General features: G+C 43.6%; 23 protein-coding genes, 1 pseudogene and 1 riboswitch. Of the genes and pseudogenes, 18 read left to right on the top strand and 6 right to left on the bottom strand.

All coding sequences use genetic code 11. From position 1 onward, the window contains the following. Positions 1 to 49 precede the first annotated feature (49 nt). The gene (locus FGT79_RS07605; protein ID WP_138752104.1) at positions 50 to 592 is read right to left on the bottom strand and encodes an NADPH-dependent FMN reductase; all 543 of its coding nucleotides are present in this window, start codon (positions 590 to 592) and stop codon (positions 50 to 52) included. Positions 593 to 910: 318 nt separating this feature from the next. Between FGT79_RS07605 and FGT79_RS07600 the strand changes: the two genes are divergently transcribed. Both FGT79_RS07600 and FGT79_RS07595 read left to right on the top strand, forming a co-directional pair. After that, on the top strand, positions 911 to 1,645 hold the full coding sequence (locus FGT79_RS07600; protein WP_138752103.1) for an Imm51 family immunity protein: 735 nt from the start codon (positions 911 to 913) through the stop codon (positions 1,643 to 1,645). A 21-nt stretch (positions 1,646 to 1,666) separates the two neighbouring features. Continuing rightward, positions 1,667 to 1,951 (top strand): DUF2277 domain-containing protein, encoded by a 285-nt coding sequence (locus FGT79_RS07595; protein WP_138752102.1) that lies wholly within the window; start codon positions 1,667 to 1,669, stop codon positions 1,949 to 1,951. A gap of 64 nt (positions 1,952 to 2,015) precedes the next feature. Here the strand turns inward: FGT79_RS07595 and FGT79_RS07590 are convergent, their stop codons facing one another. Next, complete coding sequence (locus FGT79_RS07590; protein ID WP_171056112.1) at positions 2,016 to 2,867, bottom strand: arylamine N-acetyltransferase family protein; 852 nt, start codon at positions 2,865 to 2,867, stop codon at positions 2,016 to 2,018. A gap of 433 nt (positions 2,868 to 3,300) precedes the next feature. On the opposite strand from FGT79_RS07590, the pseudogene FGT79_RS32725 reads away from it, so the two are divergent. The 9 genes and pseudogenes from FGT79_RS32725 to cntE form a co-directional block, all read left to right on the top strand. Beyond that, positions 3,301 to 4,110 (top strand): annotated as a pseudogene (locus FGT79_RS32725) (histidine racemase CntK family protein); the annotation flags it as partial. Positions 4,111 to 4,161: 51 nt separating this feature from the next. Further along, entirely contained in the window at positions 4,162 to 4,974 is an 813-nt protein-coding gene (locus FGT79_RS07580) for a class I SAM-dependent methyltransferase (protein WP_138752976.1), read from the top strand. Positions 4,975 to 4,986: 12 nt separating this feature from the next. Then, positions 4,987 to 6,288 (top strand): opine metallophore biosynthesis dehydrogenase, encoded by a 1,302-nt coding sequence (locus FGT79_RS07575; RefSeq protein ID WP_138752101.1) that lies wholly within the window; start codon positions 4,987 to 4,989, stop codon positions 6,286 to 6,288. A gap of 64 nt (positions 6,289 to 6,352) precedes the next feature. Continuing rightward, positions 6,353 to 7,960 carry a staphylopine-dependent metal ABC transporter substrate-binding lipoprotein gene (gene cntA, locus FGT79_RS07570; RefSeq protein ID WP_138752100.1) on the top strand — a complete coding sequence of 536 codons (1,608 nt, stop codon included), beginning with the start codon at positions 6,353 to 6,355 and terminating at the stop codon, positions 7,958 to 7,960. 81 nt (positions 7,961 to 8,041) lie between these two features. After that, positions 8,042 to 8,974, top strand: coding sequence for a nickel/cobalt ABC transporter permease (opp1B, locus tag FGT79_RS07565; RefSeq protein WP_138752099.1), 933 nt, complete (start codon positions 8,042 to 8,044; stop codon positions 8,972 to 8,974). Then, a complete protein-coding gene (gene cntC, locus FGT79_RS07560; RefSeq protein ID WP_138752098.1) occupies positions 8,974 to 9,861 on the top strand; it encodes a staphylopine uptake ABC transporter permease subunit CntC in 888 nt (295 codons plus the stop codon). The genes opp1B and cntC overlap by 1 nt, the downstream gene beginning before the upstream one ends. Further along, entirely contained in the window at positions 9,842 to 10,651 is an 810-nt protein-coding gene (gene cntD / locus FGT79_RS07555) for a staphylopine uptake ABC transporter ATP-binding protein CntD (RefSeq protein WP_138752097.1), read from the top strand. Before cntC ends, cntD begins: the two co-directional genes overlap by 20 nt. After that, positions 10,652 to 11,398, top strand: a complete 747-nt coding sequence (locus tag FGT79_RS07550; RefSeq protein WP_138752096.1) for an ABC transporter ATP-binding protein — start codon at positions 10,652 to 10,654, stop codon at positions 11,396 to 11,398. A 45-nt stretch (positions 11,399 to 11,443) separates the two neighbouring features. After that, positions 11,444 to 12,631, top strand: coding sequence for a staphylopine family metallophore export MFS transporter CntE (gene cntE / locus FGT79_RS07545; RefSeq protein ID WP_138752095.1), 1,188 nt, complete (start codon positions 11,444 to 11,446; stop codon positions 12,629 to 12,631). A 149-nt stretch (positions 12,632 to 12,780) separates the two neighbouring features. On the opposite strand, the gene msrA is transcribed toward cntE, so the two are convergent. Together msrA and FGT79_RS07535 are read right to left on the bottom strand one after the other, a co-directional pair. Beyond that, the gene (gene msrA, locus FGT79_RS07540) at positions 12,781 to 13,302 is read right to left on the bottom strand and encodes a peptide-methionine (S)-S-oxide reductase MsrA (protein ID WP_138752975.1); all 522 of its coding nucleotides are present in this window, start codon (positions 13,300 to 13,302) and stop codon (positions 12,781 to 12,783) included. A 153-nt stretch (positions 13,303 to 13,455) separates the two neighbouring features. Next, positions 13,456 to 13,935, bottom strand: a complete 480-nt coding sequence (locus tag FGT79_RS07535; protein ID WP_138752094.1) for a GAF domain-containing protein — start codon at positions 13,933 to 13,935, stop codon at positions 13,456 to 13,458. Positions 13,936 to 14,206: 271 nt separating this feature from the next. Next, positions 14,207 to 14,366: riboswitch (cyclic di-AMP (ydaO/yuaA leader) on the top strand. Between the two features lie 129 nt (positions 14,367 to 14,495). On the opposite strand from FGT79_RS07535, the gene FGT79_RS07530 reads away from it, so the two are divergent. After that, positions 14,496 to 16,313 carry an APC family permease gene (locus FGT79_RS07530; RefSeq protein WP_138752093.1) on the top strand — a complete coding sequence of 606 codons (1,818 nt, stop codon included), beginning with the start codon at positions 14,496 to 14,498 and terminating at the stop codon, positions 16,311 to 16,313. 46 nt (positions 16,314 to 16,359) lie between these two features. Here FGT79_RS07530 and FGT79_RS07525 read toward each other — a convergent pair whose 3' ends face one another. Next, the gene (locus tag FGT79_RS07525; protein WP_138752092.1) at positions 16,360 to 16,575 is read right to left on the bottom strand and encodes an alpha/beta-type small acid-soluble spore protein; all 216 of its coding nucleotides are present in this window, start codon (positions 16,573 to 16,575) and stop codon (positions 16,360 to 16,362) included. 112 nt (positions 16,576 to 16,687) lie between these two features. On the opposite strand from FGT79_RS07525, the gene FGT79_RS07520 reads away from it, so the two are divergent. The 5 genes from FGT79_RS07520 (at position 16,688) to FGT79_RS07500 (ending at position 19,798) form a co-directional block, all read left to right on the top strand. Then, on the top strand, positions 16,688 to 17,272 hold the full coding sequence (locus tag FGT79_RS07520) for a GNAT family N-acetyltransferase (RefSeq protein WP_138752091.1): 585 nt from the start codon (positions 16,688 to 16,690) through the stop codon (positions 17,270 to 17,272). A gap of 79 nt (positions 17,273 to 17,351) precedes the next feature. Beyond that, positions 17,352 to 18,077 (top strand): MORN repeat-containing protein, encoded by a 726-nt coding sequence (locus tag FGT79_RS07515; protein ID WP_138752090.1) that lies wholly within the window; start codon positions 17,352 to 17,354, stop codon positions 18,075 to 18,077. Positions 18,078 to 18,239: 162 nt separating this feature from the next. Beyond that, positions 18,240 to 18,497, top strand: a complete 258-nt coding sequence (locus FGT79_RS07510; RefSeq protein ID WP_138752089.1) for a hypothetical protein — start codon at positions 18,240 to 18,242, stop codon at positions 18,495 to 18,497. A gap of 143 nt (positions 18,498 to 18,640) precedes the next feature. Continuing rightward, complete coding sequence (locus FGT79_RS07505; protein WP_138752088.1) at positions 18,641 to 19,255, top strand: cyclase family protein; 615 nt, start codon at positions 18,641 to 18,643, stop codon at positions 19,253 to 19,255. A 282-nt stretch (positions 19,256 to 19,537) separates the two neighbouring features. Next, positions 19,538 to 19,798, top strand: a complete 261-nt coding sequence (locus tag FGT79_RS07500; RefSeq protein WP_138752087.1) for a hypothetical protein — start codon at positions 19,538 to 19,540, stop codon at positions 19,796 to 19,798. A 61-nt stretch (positions 19,799 to 19,859) separates the two neighbouring features. Here the strand turns inward: FGT79_RS07500 and FGT79_RS07495 are convergent, their stop codons facing one another. Then, positions 19,860 to 20,405: a TetR/AcrR family transcriptional regulator gene (locus tag FGT79_RS07495; RefSeq protein WP_138752086.1), complete on the bottom strand. Its 546-nt coding sequence runs from the start codon at positions 20,403 to 20,405 to the stop codon at positions 19,860 to 19,862. Positions 20,406 to 20,603: 198 nt separating this feature from the next. Between FGT79_RS07495 and FGT79_RS07490 the strand changes: the two genes are divergently transcribed. Then, entirely contained in the window at positions 20,604 to 21,653 is a 1,050-nt protein-coding gene (locus tag FGT79_RS07490; protein WP_138752085.1) for an NAD(P)-dependent alcohol dehydrogenase, read from the top strand. Positions 21,654 to 21,681 lie beyond the last annotated feature (28 nt).

Below are 21,681 nucleotides of genomic sequence, written 5' to 3'. Positions count from 1 at the left end.
ACGCGAAACGTTAGCTTAGCCGCCAGAGGACGGCTTCAGTCGTTTTCGCTTAGCTGCGTAATGTTTTCAGTGCGCCGCTCCAAGCGAGCACTTGATCGAGCATGCCGTTGACATTAGTTAGGTGCAGGTCAGCTGGCTTAAACACGCTGCCGTTCTCGAAGTCAGTGAATAATGATAGCGCCGGATGCACGCGAACGTCTGCTACAGACAATTCGCCTAAAATACCTCTGAGATGCTCTGCCGCACGTGCTCCGCCGACTGAGCCATAGCTTACGATGCCGGCAGCTTTATTGTTCCAGGCATCACGCGCGTAATCGAGCGCATTCTTAAGTGCTCCTGTAATGCTGTGATTGTATTCCTGTACGATAAATACAAAACCGTCCAAGCTGGCAAGCTTAGCGTTCCAAGCGGTCGCTTGCTCCGTTGCATCAGCCTCGCCTAGCAGCGGAAGCTTATATTCCGCAATATCTACGATTTCGTAGTTAGCGTCAGCACGCTGTTCTGCTACGCTCTTCACCCATTCCCCTACTTGCGGACTTAGCCGCCCTTGACGAGTACTTCCTAGAATAATGCCGATATTCAATGCTGACATTGCAATTCCTCCTCTAAAGTAGTGTGACGGTTAACGTATCTCTTACAATAGAATCGTAACCCAACTCTTGGGATCATGTATGCATCTGTTCATCAGTAGGTAAGTGTTGGGGCTTATTCCCAAGTAAGGTCTGTACGAGGAATATGATAGCGGTCTAAATACCGAATGTCAAGCTACTTACAAAAAGTTTGTATATACTAAGGATAGAATAACGGCTTTTGGTTGTAATATGGTGCTATCGGCTGTTTTAACGAGTCTAAGTTTCGATTATAGTTAGTAGAGATATGGCAATATGAATATAGAAATGAGGTTTTTCGATTGGAAAAGGAGTTCGTGAAGCAGCTTGATCTCTGGCATAAGAAGGATAAGCATCAGGACATCATAATAGCGATTACAGAGGTGCCGGAAGCAGAGCGTGACTATACGCTCGTTAGCTATTTGGGTAGAGCATTGAACAATGAAGAAAGATATGAAGAAGCCATTGCTTGCCTTCAATCTGTTCAGGGACAGGGGGCAAACGATCCATTATGGCATTATCGGCTGGGGTATGCTTATTATTATCAAGATCAAAGCGTCCAAGCTGTGGAAGCTTTCGAGCATGCCTTGAGACTGGACCCTGAGGATCGGGATATTCAAATGTTTCTGAGATTAAGCCGCAAAGATGCGGGGATACATATAGATACGGAGAGCGATGCAGCGGAATCTGATTCGCAGGAGGATCAGAAGCTGTCCCCCTTCAAGCTTGTGACACACGACAGCGGTAATATATCGTTAATATTGAGTGTAGGCAGCTATAAAAGAGAAGTATTCGCTTCAAGGTCGGAGGAAGGCTTCGAAGGCAACGGATATGATTGGGCATCATTAGCTGCCGTTTTTCTAGAGGAGCAGCAGCCTGAGCTGGCTGAGGTTATCCGTTTCGATCCCGAAGCGGATATGTTCGTTGCGTATACAAACCATAAAGAGGCGATGTTAAGCTTTGCTTCGGCCTTCAAGGAAGCTTGTGAGAATGATGTGCTCATCCATGATTTATTCTCGCGGGCAGAACTGGACTAAACCTAGGGAGGTGTGTCATTTATGTGTAGAAATATTAAAACGTTATTTAACTTCGAGCCGCCTGCTACGGAAGGTGAGGTGGAGGCTGCTTCACTGCAATTCGTACGGAAGCTATCTGGATTTCAAGCACCTTCCAAAGTGAATGAAGAAGCTTTCCACCTCGCGGTGCTTGAAGTTACGGCGGCAGCGCAGAAGCTGCTGAATTCATTGGTTACGCATGCGGAGCCTCGTGACCGCGAGGTAGAGCTGGAACGTGCACGTATCCGAAATGCCAAAAGATTCGGCACAGCACAATCAGAAGAATGAGCCTGGCGTGCGGGGCGGGCAGATTTCCAGCTAAACTTGCCCGCCAGCTTCCGTTTTAGTGACATTAGCTTTTTATTAATTTCCACGCTTCATGCTGTTCTCGAACTCGCTTCCACATCTGTTCCCGCTCTAGCTTGCTGTAATGCACAAGCTTCTCGCCGAATTGCTCGGCCATCACTTCAAACCAAAGTGCTTTCTGATTTATTTCGGTGCTGGAGATGCCGTTTTTTGTACGTCTTTTCCACACACATCCCCTAAGCTCCTGACCTTCCCATTCATGACGACTCCGGATAAGAAAAACATCATGCCAGGGCGACTCTTTAGAGGTGCTGTAGAAGTGGTGGTTTTCTTTAAAGCATTCGATATCTTGTAAAGCAGTCGGATCGTAATCAGCGCCAACGAAGAAGGCTTCTGGATCATGGACGAGGCGCCATCCGTTCTTCGCTAAGCTGGATGGCTCTACTTTGTAAGTATCGGGAGTACGCTCGTAAGTGGCAAAGAGAAGAGGCAGGGGTTCATAGAGCATATCACCAAGCCCAACATCGATAATCCATGTTTCTTCCTCAATACGAACACTTACACCGAGATGGAATGAGTTAATACGAGGCTCAGTCCCGATGGGCTGAACACCGCCCCGGTGCAGTGAAACGTCGAATCCTAATGAATGAAGAAGAGTGCTGAATGCACCATTCAAATGAAAGCAGTAGCCGCTGCGGCCTTGCAGCATAAGAGCAATCGATTGTTCGAAGTCAATGGCTGCGGGCTTCCCGCCGAATATATCGATGGTTTGCCAGGACTTCGTTCTCATATGCGCCTTATGAAGCTCGAACAAATAGGCTTTGGTTGGAGCCTCTATGTCAGTGATGCCGATTTGATTCAAATAGGACTTCATTTCTTGTTCATTTAGCTTGATCAATTCTGCTCACCTCAATTAGATAGTTGTACGCCACAGCTCCAAGTTCACTGTGGCTGCATCTAAAGCGTAATCGATATGAGATGACGCTTCAATAACCAAATAACCCTACTGTACCGGTACAGTAGGGTTATTAACCGTTATGGATAAAGAGAAGCACCCATTATGCAACCTGAAAGGATTGACCTGCAGCGAGTTGTTACCGTATGCATTGAATCAAGTTTTTGAAAAAGAGAGCAGATTTCCCACTCACTTTATCAGGCTCACGCATTAAAAATAAGCTGTGGAAAATAATAACATGGGTATTGACACCAGTTAACAATCTGCTATACTTTGGTTTATAAATCGTAATCGTAACTATTACTATTAATCACGACATCAATACATGATGATGAAAGGATAACGCTGCTGAAAATTCACGTAGAGGGTAGCTGCCATGACACAGGAAATAGAATTTGTAAAATGTAATCCGACCCAAAATATGACGATTCTCGTTAAAACAGAGCACTCTCCAAATGAGTATCCGCAAATTGCTTCAAAAATGATGTCCTATGACAGTGTGAATGCAGAACAAGTAGGATTTATACAAAAATCTACGCATACAGAGGCTGCTGCAAAGTTGCTAATGGCCGGAGGCGAGTTTTGCGGGAATGCATGTATGGCGTTGGCAGCTAATATGGCAGACGAGAAAGGATTAAGTCATAGTGAAACGCTTGAAGTAGCGTTGGAGGTTTCAGGTGCAGATCACTTAGTAACGTGTCAAGTGAATAGAAGGGGAAACCAATACAACTGTCAAGTAACGATGCCTATTCCCCATAAGATTGAACAGAGAATGATCCAGTTCGATGGTGAAGAGATGGATATGATTATCATCAGATATGCTGGATTTATTCATATCGTTATCGAGGTAGAGCAATTCAATAAAAAGAATAGAAAAAAAGCAAAAGCGCTAGCTAAGCTGCTTGGCTTAACTTTAGGGGCGAACTTAATCGCTATCCTGCTATATATTCCGAAAATGGATGAAATGGCCCCGCTTATTTATGTCCCTCATCTGGATAGCATGATTTGGGAGAGGGGATGCGGCTCTGGAACAGCCTCTGTGGGTGCTTATCTGGCTTGGAGAAATAAAGGGAGCATTACCGCTGATATTAAGCAGCCTGGAGGTATCATTCATGTAGATGCCCATTATCGGAATGAAAAGATCGTAAGTCTGAAAATTGAAGGATTAGTCGGAATCGCAGCACGAGGGAAAGCATTTATTGAGATGGAAAGAGTACCAGTTGCAGAGGTGGATAAGATGTACGCGATAGAAAAATTTCATCACGAATTGCGTGAATTTTCGGAAAAATTTAATGATTTAGCCATGAAATACGATAAATCCATTCATCGTTTTTCAGAGCTGGAGACGGTCATAGGCGAGTATTCGTCATTTGTAACAAGCAAGAGCAATAAAGAAATTTGGGAGCAGCTGGTGCAGCTAGACCTGAGTGATTGGAAAGAGCTTGTGATGGACGTTAGAAAGAAGTCTGCCATTTGTGTAGCTATTATGGAGAAATACCGTGCATGGAAGCTAATGGATGGCGAGGCTGGAATCGCCGATTATTTCAGAAATATAGAGGCATGTATTGAAAAAGAATTTGGCAGTTCTCAAGTTACATCAGACTCCAAAGTCATATTAGTGGGCTCAGGATCCTATCCGATGACACCATTATTCATTGCTCAGCGAACAGGAGCAGAGGTTGTTGGCATAGATATCGACGACGAGGCCATTATACTGGGGCAAAAGGTTGTAGACATATTAGGTGCTGATTTACCTATTCGATTAGTAAAAACACCTCTAGAACATCTCGCATTCACGAGAGAGGCAACCCACATCATATTCAGCTCAACCGTTCCAAATAAATATGACCTATTGGATCAATTGCATGCATACACGAATGAACAAGTCGTTGTAGCCATGCGATATGGTAATCAATTAAAGTCCTTATTTAATTATCCAATGGAAGAAGTCGATGGACGAAAGTGGAGTGTAGCGGATCATATACTTCGACCTGATGATGTGTTTGATATTGCTTTGTATAAAAAAACGCAGCGAGCCAAAACGCTGTAAGTGGAGGTTTATATGAGTGGTTTCAAACGAGTCTTGCTGTTAGGAACGGGCCCTGTATCTATTCAGCTTGCTATCACATTCAAAAACCAATTAAACAGCTGCGTAGCCATCGCGGGTCGGGCGTCTGTTCGCTCAAAGCATTTTTTTGCTGCAATGAACCAAAGCGGTCAACGGATTCGTGCGAGCATTCAAAACGAAAAGCATCGACAAATGGAAGGCGATTGTTACGTTGATCATGTTTTTGAAGGCTTTGACACCATAACGGGAGAATGGGATGCCATTATTGTTGCTGTTGCAACGGATGCCTACATCGAAGTACTGCAGCAAATGGATGATCGTCTATTGAAGCAAGCTAGCTGTATGGTGCTGGTATCACCAACGTTTGGCTCCAACAGTCTAGTCAATCATTATATGAAAAAGATAGACTCGGGTGCGGAAATTATTAGCTGTTCGACCTATTATGGTGATACACGCTGGATAAAAGATACACCGTCTAATCATGTTTTAACCACAGCGGTTAAGAAAAAGATATATATGGGCTCTACGCAGTTTCCTTCGGAAAATATGAATCAATTAGGAAAAGTATACGAATCATTGGGGATTGCACTTGAGAGGATGGAATCACCATTTGAGGCAGAAACACGAAATATTTCGTTATACGTACACCCGTCGCTGTTTATGAATGATTTTTCATTAAATGCCATTTTCGATGAGACTGCTGTTACGAAATTCGTTTACAAAATGTATCCGGAAGGGCCGATTACACCGCAATTAATACGTGAAATGCTCGCCCAATGGAAAGAAATGATGGATATAATTGGGAAATTGAGGGTTAGAAGCATAAATTTACTTCAATTTATGACAGATGACAATTACCCGGTGCGATTGGAAAGTTTATCGCGACATGATATCGAAAATTTCTATGATTTCGAAACAATTCAGCAAGAGTATTTGTTGTACATACGATACACCTCCTTGCTGATCGATCCTTTTTCTGAACCGGATCAGGAAGGCAAATACTTTGATTTCTCAGCTATTCCATTCAAGAAAATGTTTATGAATAGTGAAGGGTTTTTAGATATTCCAAGAATGCCGAAGGAGGACTATTACCGGATTAAAATCATTCAAGGAATTGCAAGGTATTTGGATTCGAGTTGTCCAACGATCGATAAACATATTCAAACCTATGAGAATAAACTAGAGAGGATTGCACAAGCTCGCAGTGGCGAGAAGCTAAGTTCAGCATTCGTTGTGCAACGCTACGATGAAGATTTGAAGATGATTTGCACTGAGATTGGGAAAAACATTGTTTAAATGGTATATGGAATTAAAGAAGACACAATAAAATCCATACATAGATTCATTAGGAGGAAGAAGAGTGAAAAAGGTAAACGTTTTTGCATGGATAGGCTTATTTATTTTTACAATCGTGGTACTGGCTGGCTGCAGCAGTGAGAAGGACGAAGCTGCGAATGGCGAAGCGAGGGCAGAACTTTCGTATGCCTCATCCAAAGATATTAATGATATGAACCCGCATTTGTATGCCGGTTCCATGCCAGCTCAAGGCATGTTATACGAATCATTAGTTGAAAACACGCAAGAGGGGATCAAGCCCCTGCTCGCGGAGTCATGGGAAATAGCAGAGGACGGTAAGTCGTATACGTTTCACTTGAGAGAAGATGTGGTGTTTCATGATGGCGAGCCCTTTAACGCAGAAGCAGTGAAACTAAATATAGAGGCAGTCCAGCATAATGCGGAGAAGCATGCTTGGATTAAGCTATCAACGAAAATAGTAAGCGTCAATGTCAAAGATGAGTTTACGGTTGAACTTCAGTTGTCGGAGCCCTATTATCCCACTTTGGTAGAGTTGTCCATGACTAGACCCTATGTGTTCTTGTCACCTAAGGATTTCGTAAATGGGGAAACGAAGGATGGGGTGAATGGCTACAATGGTACAGGTCCTTATAAGCTGGCTGAGCATCAAACCGATGAGTATGCTATTTTCGAAGCTAATGACAGCTATTGGGGCGGTTCACCTCAAATCAAGAAAATCACTTCTAAAGTGCTGCCTGCTGGAGAAACGACATTTCTAGCTTTGCAAAAAGGTGAAATTAACTTTGTATTCACGGATGATCGTGGAGCTGACAGTATAGATGTGGAAGCGATGGAGCAATTAGTGGAATCAAATGATTATCAGCTTGTTCGAAGTGAAGCGATGAATACGAAGATGATCGTAGCTAACAGCAGCAGAATCGATAATCCTGTAAGTGAAACGGCTGTTCGTGAAGCGATTTGGTATTCCATTGATCGAGATACGATTAGCAAGGATATTTTCAATGGCACGGAAGCAGCAGCGAATCGGTTATTCTCAGCTAATGTCAATTATGCCGATGTTGACTTGAAAGTACGAGATTATGATAGTGAAACAGCGAAAGAAGTTCTGGAGAAAGCGGGCTGGCTGCTGGAGAATGGCGCTGCTGTTAGAACGAAGGCGGGCAATAAGCTAGCTTTGAACTTATATTATGACACCAATTCAGCCTCGCAAAAAATACAAGCTGAATTCATTCAAAGCTCCGTCAAAGCGATAGGGATGCAGATGGATATAATCGGCGAGGAGTCTTCCTCCATTGCGAACAGAAGAGCAACAGGTGACTATGATCTGTTATTTAATCAAACATGGGGACTTGCATACGATCCACAAAGTACAATCGCTGCATTCACGTCCGAATCCGCCTATTACCATACGACAAGGGGGATAACGCAGGCAGATGAGCTGTACAAGAAGATAGATGAGGTTATGGTTTCGACGGATGAGGAGACAAGGAAATCCATTTACGCGGATATTATGACTATTGTTCATGATGAAGCCGTCTTTATTCCCATAACAAACGGACGTGTGACCGTAGTTGCGCCTAAGGGCCTGAATGACATTTCATTCAAGCAAACGCAATATGAGCTGCCCTTCGAGCGGATGTCTTTTGAATAAATGAAGCGACAAAAGGGGATTAATGATCCCCTTTTTATATTTGTGACTCCTTGAAGGAACAGGCTGAGAAAGGAACCGAATATGGGAAGCTATATGGTTAAACGAATAGGGATCGCTGTTCCCTTACTGATTATGATTTCATTTCTAACGTTTGTTTTAATTAATCTTTCTCCTCTGGACCCCGCCGTAGTTGTCTTGCAGGCACAGGATATTCCTGAGGTAACTGAGGAGTTAATCGCTCAAACGAATGAAAAGCTAGGCTTTAATCAACCGTTTATGATCCGATATTTGCACTGGGCAGCGTCCTGCTTGCAGCTAGACTTTGGCGTATCCTATGTTACTGGAGAAAGTGTATGGTTGACCATTGCACCAGCTTTTCTAAACACGCTGAAGCTTACGTTAGTATCATCTGTATTCATCATTGTGATGTCGATCCTATTAGGTGTTGCCTGTGCAATGAGGGAAGGGAAAATGATGGATAAGTCAGTGAGGGGTATAGCTTTTTTCTTAACAGCGATTCCGTCATACTGGCTTGCTTCCATTATGATTTGGTACTTTTCTGTACATTTGGATTTATTGCCGACGAGCGGGATGGATTCTTACCGAAGCTACATATTGCCGGTCATCGTATTGACGATAAGCTATGCGGGCATTTATTTCAGAACCGTCAGAAGTTCGATGTTAAATCAAATCAATGAGGATTATGTATTGTATGGCCGGGCAAGCGGTCTATCTGAGAAGAAGATTACCATGCACATTTTAAGAAATTCCTTGCAGGTGGCGATATCGATATTTGCTATGGCGATCCCTATCATACTGGGAAGCACAGTTGTGATAGAAAATGTATTTGCATGGCCAGGCTTAGGGCGATTAAGCGTGAAGGCTATACTGAGCCGAGATTTCCCCATCATTCAAGCGTATGTTCTGATTGTAGCAGTGGCGTTTGTGTTTTTTAATACGATTTCAGACATTATAAATGCGGCGATGAATCCTAAATTAAGAAAGGATCTCTAATGAATATATGGCTGAGCTTGAGTAAAGACAAGTTGGCGGTTATGTCACTCCTCATTATCGTTGCAACGCTTGCAGCGGGTATATTTGCTCCGCAATTTGCTCCACATGATCCGACGGAAGTGAACATGCAGCTGAAATATGCAGCCTCCTCATGGACGTACCTATTAGGAAACGATCATTTGGGAAGATGTATATTATCAAGGCTGATCTACGGCATTCGTCCCAGCGTATTATGGGTGTTAGTCGCATTAGCGATTTCTGTATGTATTGGAGCGGTAATCGGATTTATAGCTGGCTACTTCAGAGGAAAAATCGATGCATTCATGATGAGAATATGTGATGTGATGCTGTCGTTCCCTGGCTATGTGATGACATTAGCCGTTGTTGGCATTCTGGGTGCGGGTCTTGAGCATATATTGATCGCTTTCGTTGTCATGAAATGGGCATGGTTCGCAAGGGTCATTCGCACAGCAGTGATGCAATATTCGGATATGGACTATGTGAAATTTGCGAAAGCATCGGGCAGCAGTCATCTGACCGTGATCGTAAGACATATTGTTCCGGTTACCTTTGCCGATATCGCCGTTATTTCAAGTGGTTCTATTTGTTCGATGATCTTGCAAATATCGGGTCTATCTTTTCTTGGGCTGGGCATCCAAGCTCCGAATGCGGAGTGGGGTATGATGCTGAATGAAGCGAGGGGAGTGATGTTCTCCAGACCAGAGCTCATGCTGGCGCCAGGTCTTGCGATTATTATCGTGGTGTCAGCTTTTAATTTCTTATCAGATGCGCTTCAGGCGGCTATCAATCCCCAATTAAAGACAGCTCAACGGAAGCTGCAAGCAAGTGAGGTGAGAGTATCCTCTTATGAATCTATTAGAGGTTGAAAATTTGTGCATTTGGGATGCGGGCACGAATGAAACCATTGTCCACAATAGTTCATTTCATGTAAAGCAAGGAAGCTGCCTAGCTATCGTAGGGGAAAGCGGAAGCGGCAAGTCTGTTACATGCAGGTCCCTTATGCGACTGAATAAAGCTTGGATACGCCAATCTGGCGATATTCGCTTTAAAGGTGAGGACGTCAATCTTCTCTCTGCGAAAGAGATGCGAAAAAAAAGAGGCAAAGAGCTGTGTATGATTATGCAAAATGGAATGCGCGCATTTGATCCTTCTTGTGTTGTCGGTGTCCATTGCAAAGAGACACTTGGCGCACACTTCGACTGGAGCAAAAGTGAAATGGAAGCCAAAATGAAAAGGGCAATGGAAAGTGTCATGCTGAAGGACCCGATTTCGCTTCTGAATAAGTATCCGCACCAGATGTCGGGGGGAATGCTGCAGCGCATGATGATTGCACTGGCTCTTGTATTTACGCCGGATTTGATTATAGCCGATGAGCCCACAACCGCGCTGGATACCATCTCACAATATGAGGTGATTGAACAGTTACTCTTGCTGCGGGAGAACATGGGCACCTCAATGATCTTTATTTCACATGATCTAGGTGTCGTCCGAAAAATCGCCGACGATGTCTTGGTCATGAAGGATGGGGAAATTATTGAAAGAGGGCCTATCAATATGGTTTTCACAGAAGCACAGCATGAATACACGCAATATTTGGTGTCTACTAGGCGGGCACTTAGTCATCATTTCAAGAAATTAATAGGGGAGGAGCTATAATTGCTGAGCGTAAGTCATGTAGAGAAATCCTATAAAACAGGCGGATTATTCTCGAATGAAAGACAGGAAGTGCTGAGAAAGGTTAGTTTCGAATGCTCACATGGCGAATGTCTTGGGATTATCGGCGAGAGTGGAAGCGGGAAGTCAACGCTCGGACGTCTGCTGTTGGGCATTGAAAAGCCAGATCGCGGATCAGTTCTATTCGAGGGGGAAAATGTCTCGGATCATGCAGTGAGATTAGGTAATATAAGCGCTGTCTTTCAAGATTATACGTCATCCATTAATCCGTTTTTTACAGTTGAAGCTGCTATTATGGAACCGTTGCTTCAGCAAAAAAAGACTCGAGTTGATGCGAAAAGTAAAGTGGATCGTCTATTGAATCATGTTGGGCTGGATTCGTCTTATCGAAAAAAATATCCACATGAGCTGTCAGGAGGAGAGGTTCAAAGGGTATGTATGGCGAGAGCAATATCAACCGAACCAAAATGTATCGTACTCGATGAATCGATTAGTTCATTGGATGTATCTGTTCAAATTCAAGTGCTTGAATTGCTGAAAACGTTAAAAAGCATCTACAAGATGAGCTATATTTTCATCACACATGATATTCAGGCTGCAGCCTACATCTGCGATAGAGTCATTATTTTTAGAAGCGGCCAGATCGAAGAGATCGTGCCAATTGCAAAGCTAAAGGACGTTCAGTCCGACTATGCGAGAAAGCTGTTAAAGCATATCATCACTTTTTGAAAACATAGGAGCGGAAATGGTTCTACTACTTAGGAGGAGAAAATAGTGAGCGGAGCTATGTCTTGGCCTTTTCTGCGTCTGTATCTGTTAGCTCTTCTCTATTTCAGTGCTAATTCTATACTAAACGTTATAATTCCCCTGCAGGGAGGGGCACTTGGTGCGAGCAGCACAACCATCGGCTTAATCATGGGCGCTTATATGTTTACCACGATGTTTTTCAGGCCATGGGCAGGCCGTATTATTCAGAAGCAAGGACCGATAAAGGTGCTGCGCTTTATTCTTGTTATCAATGGTTTTGCTTTACTTCTGTATACGTTTACAGGCTTAGGGGGCTTTTTGGCCGCACGAATTTTACAAGGGATGTCGACTGCCTTCTTCTCCATGGCGCTGCAGATCGGTATTATAGATGCGTTGCCGGAGAAAGAGCGCTCCCAAGGCATTTCTTATTATTCTTTGTTTACCTATATACCAGGTATTATAGGCCCAATATTGGCACTAGGCATTTGGCAGACCGGGGGGATGGATTATTTTACGGTCGTTATGATTGGTATTGCCATTGTTACAGGCGTGTTTGGCTATAGCATCAAATTAGAAAAAGGAAAAGAGCAGCCTGCTGTGAATACGACAGAGGAACCAGTCAGTATGTTTGAATCATTTGGGCAACTGGTTAAAAATCCATTTCTTTTCAAATGCAGCGTACTGATGCTCGTTTCTTCAATTGTGTTCGGAGCGATTACGACCTTCATTCCACTGTACGCGCAGCAATTAAAAAGCGGGAACGCGGGTGTGTACTTCATGCTGCAGGCGGGAACCGTTGTTTTAGCCCGAATTGCTTTCCGAAAGAGAATTCCTTCAGACGGCAAATGGCATTCCACCTTTATGATGGGAACGATGCTGCTGTTAACCGTGGCTGCACTATGTGTCAGCATTTCTTTAACGGGTGGAGTCGTTTTTTTCTATGTGGGGGCTCTATTCATGGGAATCGCTCAAGCTATCCTTTATCCTGCTTTAACAACGTATTTGTCGTTTGTGCTGCCGCAGATGAATCGTAATGTATTGATTGGCTTATTCATTGCAATGGCTGATTTGGGCATTTCGCTAGGCGGTGTCGTCATGGGACCTGTCGCTGATCTTTCTTCATACGCTATAATGTATATGGTTTGTGCCATTTTAGGTGCGGTTATGATTGTTTTCGCTTATGATCGACGTCAAATGTTTGTTGGACAAGTATGAGTATGAGTGAAAAGAGCCGCTCTGATGTGCTCAGAGCCGCTCTTGATTCAAAATATAGGCAAGTACATCTTAAGGCTAATTATTCGCTATTTTTCTCGGAATGAAACGCGCTGTACCGCCAAAGGACGGATCTAATCGTTTCACCTTGTTTATTCTGTTTTCCAGTACTTGTCGATAATAGCCTCGCGGCCGGAATATATTCTAGATTCTTTATAGTATTCCGGGTTTTTGCGATGATAGTTTTGGTGGTATTCTTCAGCAGGATAGAAGACGGTTGCTTCTTCAATCTCGATAGCTATAGGCTTGTCAAAACGGCCGCTCTTACCTAGCTCCTCTTTGGATAGCAAGGCAAGCTCGCGCTGTTGCTCATTATGATAAAGAATAGCAGCACGGTATTGGCTGAGTCGATCATTACCTTGTCCAGTGGCATCGGTTGGATCAATCTGCGGCCAATACAGCTCAAGCAGTTTCTCATAAGGGAAGATAGCTGGATCAAACGTAATTTGTACGACTTCCAAATGACCGGTTTCTCCAGTTAATACTTGCTCGTAAGTGGGATTCTCCAGCGTTCCGCCCATATAGCCGGACAGAATGCCATGAATGCCTGGCTGTTCTTCGAAAGGACTTACCATACACCAGAAGCAGCCTCCGGCAAACGTTGCTTTTTGTATCATATGCTTTTCCCATCTCCTCAAACAACATGTGTAAAATTAAATTATAGACATCCATTATCTATTCGTCTACAACAATTGTTCAATGATCTTTGTTTTGCTCAGAGTTGGTTGTTAATCAGAAACGATCACTTTGCTTATAATCAGCTTATATTACAAGAACGCGGACAATCGCTGGACGAACTTTTCCAAGTAGTATTGATCGATATCATCGAAACGATCGAGTATTGGGCTATCGATATTCAGAACGCCAAACAATTCACCTTTAAGCAGGATGGGAATAACGAGCTCGGATTGAGAAGCGGAGTCGCATGCGATATGTCCAGGGAATTCATGGACATTTGCAACTCTAACAGTCGATTTCTGGCGTGCGGCTTTCCCGCATACGCCTCGGTGCAGTGGGATGCGGACGCAAGCAGGCAGTCCTTGAAACGGTCCTAAGACGAGTTCTTCATCCCGATATATATAGAAGCCAACCCAGTTGATGTTCTCTAAAAATTGATTAAGCAATGCGGACGCATTGGACAGGTTTGCAATCACATCGGTTTCACCCTCGAGCAAAGCGCTAAGCCGGCGAATGACTAATTCATAATTTTTCTCCTGCGATTCTTTGTACTGTTCAGTATGAAACATAATAAGGCTCCTCTATGATTTGATCCGTGCACGAGTGCACCTCTATTTTAGCGAAATTAAAGTTGATTTGCAAAAAAGCCCAGCAGCAATTGGATGAATTCAGAGATAGTGAAAGCATAATGATGATACGGAGAGAAAGAGAGTGATGTAAGCGGTTAAATGATTGTGCGTTATTTGATTTCACATTAATTTAACCGTATATGCTCATTTACAATGGCTTTGCATAGGAGTATGATTCAGAGCGTAATCATTGTATCCGATTAATTGCAACAATCCTTAATCGCTGAATTCTGAAAAAGAACCGGGGGAACCAAAGAGTGTGATCCATGTGATCTATGCTCAGGGGTGAATCATTTGGCCTTTGCCAAGTGTAGGGCGACTTTTGCGCCCGAATCCGTCAGCTAACCTCGTAAGCGTCCAAGAGAGGAATTTAACGTCAGCCATCCACGTTTTTTTGGAAAAGCTGCGGGAGAGTCCTTACTTTCCTGCGGCTTTTTTTTGTTGCTATTTATTGGATATTTGAGTCATCATCATTCAAGTGTAGGAAATGGGGAGCCATTATGGTAAGCAGGTTCAAACGGATTCTGATCGGACGTCCGATGAAAAGTTCGGAAATCGAAGGGGAGAAGCTCAGCAAGCTAAAGGCACTTGCAGTGTTGTCCTCGGATGCATTGTCGTCTGTCGCATACGGCACAGAGCAAATATTAATTGTGCTGATGGTTGCGGGATTCGCCGCGGTTTGGTACTCTATTCCGATCTCAATTGCCGTGCTTGGTTTGCTGCTCGTGCTTATTCTCTCCTACAGGCAAACGATATTTGCTTACCCTACAGGCGGTGGCGCTTATATTGTTGCGAAGGATAACCTAGGTGTTTCTACTGGTTTGCTTGCAGGCGGATCGCTGCTGGTTGATTATATTCTGACGGTTGCAGTCAGTACGTCTGCGGGGACAGATGCTATCACTTCAGCGTTCCCTTCACTCCATGACCATAGAGTTTCTATAGCACTTGTGATGATCGTGATCTTGACCATCATTAATCTTAGAGGTATTACAGAGTCTGCCTCCGTGCTGGCTTTGCCCGTTTACTTATTTGTTATCGCGATCTTTGTTCTTATTTTATCTGGGGTCATTAAATTTATAGCTGGCGGCGCGCATGCAGCCGTCCCGGAGCTTGGCGCTACTGTGTCGAACATTAGCTTGTTCTTACTATTAAAGGCTTTCAGCTCGGGCTGCTCCGCATTAACAGGCGTGGAGGCTATGTCCAACGCGATACCGAATTTCAAGAAGCCTGCCGAGCGCAATGCGGCTACGACGCTTATTATGATGGGAACCATACTTGGTGCTATGTTTATCGGCATAAGCCTGCTAGCCTATTGGTATGGTATTATGCCGAATGAGAAAGAAACGGTTGTATCGCAAATTGCCAATGCAACCTTTGGCAGAGGCGTTATCTATTACATTATTCAAGGTGTGACAGCACTCATCCTATTTCTGGCTGCGAATACGGCGTATGCAGCATTCCCGCTTCTCGCTTTCATGCTGGCAAAGGATAAGTATATGCCGAACATGTTTATGGCTCGCGGCGATCGCTTAGGGTTCTCGAACGGGATTATTATTCTTGGCTTATTATCTGCGTTGCTCGTTATTGCATTTCATGGCAACACCGAAAATTTAATTCCATTATATGCGGTAGGCGTGTTCATCCCGTTCACGCTCTCTCAACTGGGAATGATGGTACGCTGGATGAAGCTGAAGCCGGCAGGCTGGATTACACGCTTCATCATCAACACGGTGGGTATGCTGACGACGCTTGCGATCACTATGATTTTTATTTTCACGAAATTCAGTCATGTATGGATGGTGTTTATTTTTCTGCCGCTGGTCATTTTCCTGTTCTATGGCATTCATCGCCATTATATGAACATGGCAGCAGAGCTGCGGATCAATATGTCTGCGGATAAGCCGGTTATAAAAGGCAGTACAATCGTTGTCCCAGTCGCAGGTATTACCCGTGTCGTCAATCATTCACTGAGCTATGCCAAATCATTAACGGACAACGTTGTAGCTGTGTATGTCGGATTCGATGATGATGACATTGAACGGATGGAGAAGAAATGGGAGGATTGGAACCCTGGCGTACGGCTGATTGTGCTTCGTTCAAGCTACCGAAGCATCATAAGGCCTTTAATGAAGTTTATTGATACGATCGAATGGAAAACGTCAGAAACCGATCATATTACCGTTCTCATTCCACAGTTTATTACGAAGCATTGGTGGCATTATTTCCTCCATAACCAAACAAGCTTAATGCTGCGGGCCTATCTGTTCTCGCAGAAGGATGTCGTCATTGCGACCGTTCCCTACCATTTGCGGAAATAGGTGCATAAGAAAAGCCCTCCAGCGATTGGAGGGCTTCTCATCGGAATTAGAAATTACGTTGACCTAATTGTTGTTCTGCGATTTGAACGAGCTTTTTCGTAATGTAGCCACCAATTGAACCAGCGTCGCGTGTGGAGAGGTTGCCATTGTAGCCATCTTGTGAGAATGCTACACCTAGTTGCTGCGCAGCTTCCGTTTTCAACTGTTCAATCGCGCCTCTTGCTTGCGGTACAACTAATGTATTCGAGTTTCTTCTGCTCATTGCAATCACTCCTTCATGGGATGTAAGGTTATTATGTGGTGTGAATTGTAAATGTATACAGACAAAAGAACAATATATTTCAGAAGTTTATGACGATAAGGAGAATGAACGAATGCAAGGACAGCTTGTTTATATAAGGCCGCTTGCTATCGGTGATTCAGAGGCGTTACATGCGCTTAGGAACAGGAATAGATCTTTTTTTGAACCCTTTGAACCGATACGTCCAGCCAGCTATTTCACTTTGGAACAACAGAGAGCCATGATTGAATGGAGCATAAAAGCAGCCGGGGAAGACCAGAGTTATGTGTTTGGCGTGTTTTTACAGGAGACAGCTGGTTTAATTGGTCGGATTGAGCTGTCTGGCATTGCACGCGGTCCGTTCCAGAATGCCAATCTCGGCTATTTCATGGACCAAGCACATAACGGAAGAGGTTACATGTCCGAGGCCATCGCTTTAGTGTTGCAATATGCCTTCTTAGTGCTCCGACTTCATCGCATTCAAGCAGGTGTCATGCCGCGTAATTTTCCGTCCATTCGTGTCCTTACGAAGGCCGGCTTCCGATATGAAGGGCTGGCGAAGAAGTATTTGCAGATCAATGGAATATGGGAGGATCATGCATTATACGCTATAACGGTGGAGGATTATACGGAGCGTACGGCCGCTTCTAACGAAGTTTCTGATCATAAGTTTTCATGACCTGTTTCAATCCCACATATCGTGTTTATTACTCTAATAGAATGATTCTATATAATGAGATAAGGGGAAGTGATGGTCAATGAAAAAAACGGTCATGATGTTGTTCAGTTTTGCATTGGTTTTTATCTTAACAGCGGGAGCAGGAGGTGCGCCAAGCGCCGAGGCAGCAACGAATAAACAATTTTTGTTCATTTCTACGAACCAATCGTATTACGGTGAATTAAAAGACGGCCAACCTCATGGTAAAGGCACAATGTCGTGGTATTCGTCTAAAACCTATTCTGGTGACTGGGTCAACGGCAAGCGGACCGGTCAGGGTACATATGTGAATCGCTACAAGGAAGATGACAATAGTATTGTTGTTACATACAGCGGACAATGGAAAAATGATCTTAAAGTAGGCAATGGTTCCTTGAATACGAAAATAACGAATGTTCTTGGCAAAGTTGAATATCACAAAATTCAGTTCGGGACATTTGCGAATGATCGATTCGCTGCTGGATACTCTGTTGCGCATACGAAGTCAGAGCCTGCTTACAGCTACAATTACAAGGATGCTAGTCTGAACTTGCAAATTTCGGGGACGAACGTGAATATGAAGGATGCATGGAAAAACGGAAAGTTCCCTTTGATTCAGTACACGAAAGGCAATGTTAGCAAGCATTACTCCGTTGCCTTCGATGAGAACCCATCATTGGTGAAGCAAAACAAAGCAACTCTAACTTATTTGAAAAACCTGCAGTCACAGATTAATCCTCATTTAGTGAAATTTGAGGCTTTGGCTAAGCGCGTTCCTTTATCTTAATGCCAACTGAAAACGGCAAGCTTGGAATTTCCAATGCTTGTCGTTTTTTTGTTACGAAGCACTGTCAAGTACTATAGAAATATAGTACTAGGTGGGTACTGCTGTCTTGTGTATAGTTAGGCTACAGACCGACTAATCATCGGCAGGAGGGACGTGGGAACGATGATAAGAAGTGAGCTGATTCAGAGGGCAGAAATCTTGAAGCAGCATGAGGATTATGCCTATCAGACCGCTTACTACTTGCTCGAAGACGAGGCTCTCGCTGCACGAGCAGCCACTGATGCGCTCGCGGAAATGATGTTTGAGGCTGTTTTCTTCTCGCAGGAGCAAGTGCTTCGGCAACAGTTGATGAAACGTAAAGTAATCCGCAAATCTTTATCAGCGAAAGCTGCAGTGCTGAACCATACACTGTGTACGTGATGCTCACGCCATACCTTAATCGTACATCCATTAGCACGTATTCCTATTTTTCTAAGCCGAACAGGTATGATATAGTTTTGGGTAAGGGTTTATGATCGATACGGCTCGCTTGAATGAGCGACAGTGAAAGGAGCTGCACCCGCTTGATTATCGATTTAACGTATGCGATTATGGCTGAAATGCCTGTTTATCCGGGTGATGAAGAAACGAGCTTAACGCATACGCAGCAATTCGGCAGGGATGGTTATAATAATCATCAGCTATCTATTAACATGCATGCAGGCACACATATCGATGGGCCTATGCATTTATTGGACTTGAATGAGTACATAAGTGATCTCCCCATTGCTACATTTGTAGGGGAAGGCATCTTGCTCGATGTTAGCGGAGTAGATCACGTTGAATACAAGACGGAGTATGAAGCAATTATTCAAGAAGGGCATATTGTAGTTGTATATACGGGATTCGGCAAGCATTACGGTGAGGAAGCCTATTTTACGGACTATCCAGTCTTATCTCCAGCTTTCGTCGAGCTGCTAATTCGCAAAAAGATTAAAATGCTTGGCTTGGATACGCCCTCGCCTGACAAATTTCCGTATGCCAGTCATAAAAGGCTGTTCAGTAATCAAATACCGATTATAGAGAACCTTGCCCATGTCGATCATCTGGTGGATGTGAAAGCTTTCGAGATCATTGCGCTTCCACTACGTATTCAAGCAGATTCTTCCCCAGCCCGTGTCATTGCCATAGTAAGATAGGCAGGCAAGCTGTGATTTCATCAGATCAGATTAAGCAGGCATAAGTTGAAAAGCAAAGGGATTAAGGGAATGGTTCTAGAGCCCAGTGAGAAAACAACGCTGTAAGTTTCTTTATCCTGATCAGCAAACCAATCAAGGAGCCCGTTCCTACTCACAGTAGTGTGAAGGAACGGGCTTTTTGTTGGAAAATAATTGGTATTCGACTGCGCGCTTCGACAACTTTATAACTTTGCTGAGGCTATACTAAATAGGTGCTATTTCATCGACAGCGGAGGGTTGCTCATGATTAATACGAGTATCAAGAAAAGAATTGTTTGGTTCATTAACAGCGAGATTGAGCGTGTATTAATGAATCTAAAAACGGGAGCCGTTAACAAAGAAAACGCCTTGGGAAGCTTCAATACCCTATATCAGATCGCCTCGTCGACGAGAGATGCTGACTCGATGGTTAACTTATGTGAAATTATCGAGAAGGTCAGAAAATCCAATCATCGAACGGGCTTATTTCATTTTACGGAATACCGTAAGGAATCGTTTTATTGATTGCATTTCATAGGCGCTTTCAAAGAAAGAGACCGATTCGGTCTTTTTTTTGTTTTCAATATTATAAGTTCCTTTCCAAAAGCACTCCGACTTTTTCAGCCATGACCTTTGGGGGATAAGGCATATTGTTCTTGATCCACCATTCTACAACAGCAACATAAGCATTTGCTACAAACTCCACGACAATTACTTCGCTCTGACCTTCATTTTTTCCTTTTGTCAAATCCACGTCTTTTTTAAATTCTTTAATATTATGTTGAACGAATTGGTTGCGGAAATAGGGAGCACCTTCACTCGCTAACATAGTAGAGAAAAACAAAAAGTTTTCTTCGAAATACTCCATACAATGCTCAGTTGATTCTATCCAATTCATTTGAGGTTCTGATTCGCAAAAGGAACTCATGTTCGAGATGTGTTCTTTAATAATTTTATCCAGCAAATCGAATTTGTCCATATAATGGAGGTAGACAGTTGCACGATTAATGTTTGCTCTGTCAGCTATGTCTTGAATGATGATACTCTCGAACCTTTTTTCTGACATTAATTCTAGAAATGCTTTTTTTATGGCTTCCTGTGTTCTAGCAACTCTTCGATCTACTTTGGCCATCGAATAAACAACCTCACTTCTCACCAAGTTGGACGACAATTTATGTGAATTTGTTGTGTAAGCAATACTAATGTTCAAATTAACGAGTTAAAACCCTTGTTTTAATAGCTCATGTATTTTAGATTATAGTCAGATGTCGAAAAAACATCAAATGTAGTATTTAGTTAAACCATCATAGACGAAGACAGGAGAATTAATATGATTCAAGTAAATGCACGGGCTGTTTACGATTCGGAAGGTCCGTTTAAATTGACCACCATCGAACGAAGGGAACTCGAGCAGAAAGATGTTCTTATCGAGATTAAATATGCGGGTATTTGCCATTCTGACATCCATTCAGCTCGCGGCGATTGGGGAGCTGTTCAATATCCTCTCGTTCCGGGACACGAGATTGCTGGGATCATTACACAAATTGGAACAGAAGTGACCAAGCATGCTGTCGGTGACCGCGTCGGGGTAGGCTGCATGGTTGACTCGTGTGGAGATTGTGTAAACTGCAATAAAGGAGTAGAGCAGTACTGCTTGAATGGAATGACTGGTACCTATGGGGCAATGGACAGATATGGGCACTATACACAAGGCGGCTATTCTACCCACATAGTCGTGACTGAGGATTTTGTGGTGAAAATTCCGGATCGTTTGGAGCTTGACGTTGCTGCTCCACTTTTGTGCGCCGGGATTACTACGTATTCTCCTTTGCGCCATTGGGGGGCAGGTCCTGGGAAAAAAATTGCTGTTGTTGGTCTCGGGGGACTTGGTCACATGGGTGTGAAGCTTGCTCATGCAATGGGCGCAGAGGTAACGGTATTGTCCCAAACCTTGAAGAAGAAGGAAGACGGTCTGCAACTGGGCGCGGACAATTATTATGCAACGAGCGACCCGGAGACATTCAAGACATTAGCAGGTACGTTCGATCTTATCATAAATACAGTGAGCGCTGAGATTGATGTGAATGCGTACCTGTCATTGCTGGCATTAGACGGCACTTTGGTCAACGTCGGCGCACCAGCAGAACCATTGTCTGTTCACGTTATGTCACTTATCGGTCATCGGAGATCGTTTGCAGGATCGATGATCGGCGGGATTCGTGAAACGCAGGAGATGTTGGATTTTTGTGCCGAACACAACATTGCCCCTGAGATCGAGGTTATTAAAGCCAATCAAATTGATGAAGCTTGGGTACGGGTTCTAGCATCTGATGTTCGATATCGGTTTGTCATTGACATCAGCACGATGGAGAATGAATAATTGTTATTTCGTTGAAATAAAGGGCACG

Origin of the sequence: Paenibacillus sinopodophylli (assembly GCF_005930355.1) — a bacterium.
Taxonomy (GTDB): domain Bacteria; phylum Bacillota; class Bacilli; order Paenibacillales; family Paenibacillaceae; genus Pristimantibacillus; species Pristimantibacillus sinopodophylli.
The sequence above is the reverse complement of the archived record's forward strand: the minus strand, read 5'-3'. Positions and strand labels throughout refer to the sequence as shown.